The 554-nt window shown below is 39.2% G+C and carries 1 protein-coding gene; it reads left to right on the forward strand.

The window, feature by feature from the left end; all coding sequences use genetic code 11:
* Positions 1 to 546 (forward strand): mobilization protein (locus Q1A70_RS20325; RefSeq protein WP_299697666.1); only part of this gene is annotated, 546 nt, incomplete at its 5' end.
* Positions 547 to 554 lie beyond the last annotated feature (8 nt).

Below are 554 nucleotides of genomic sequence, written 5' to 3' on the forward strand. Positions count from 1 at the left end.
ATGGATGGAAAAATAAAAATCTCTTTATGGGGCATTACTGAATTTGGAGTAACACAATACATTCAATCCCCGACCGAACATTATCAAGCATTTGAACCTAATCGCACCAAGTTCTCTACGCTTGAGCATAAGTTAATGAATCAAAAAGTACGCATCTACCTCAACCGCCATCATTGGCGAGAATGGCACAACACCGACTCTTACGAGTTTCGTGAAAACCATAAAGATTTAGACCATCGACCAGATGCTATCTGTACCAGTCCTAACGGCATCAAAGTCGCCATTGAAACGGAACGAACACTCAAATCTCCGAGTCGTTATCGTTCTATTTTGAAGAGTCACATTTTAGCCCGAAAAAAGAAATTATGGGTGGGGGTGTATTATGTTGTCCCCAATCAAGACATCAAAATGCTTCTTGAGAACCGATTCGATAAAATCAAATACATCCAATTTGATGAATCGAAACATCCATTTGAAAAGTACCGAAAAGATCTCGTGCTTATCTTCACTTTGGACGAAATCAAAAACATCAACAAAATCATTTAATCCCCCCC

Origin of the sequence: uncultured Vibrio sp., from assembly GCF_947488985.1 — a bacterium.
Taxonomy (GTDB): Bacteria; Pseudomonadota; Gammaproteobacteria; order Enterobacterales; family Vibrionaceae; genus Vibrio.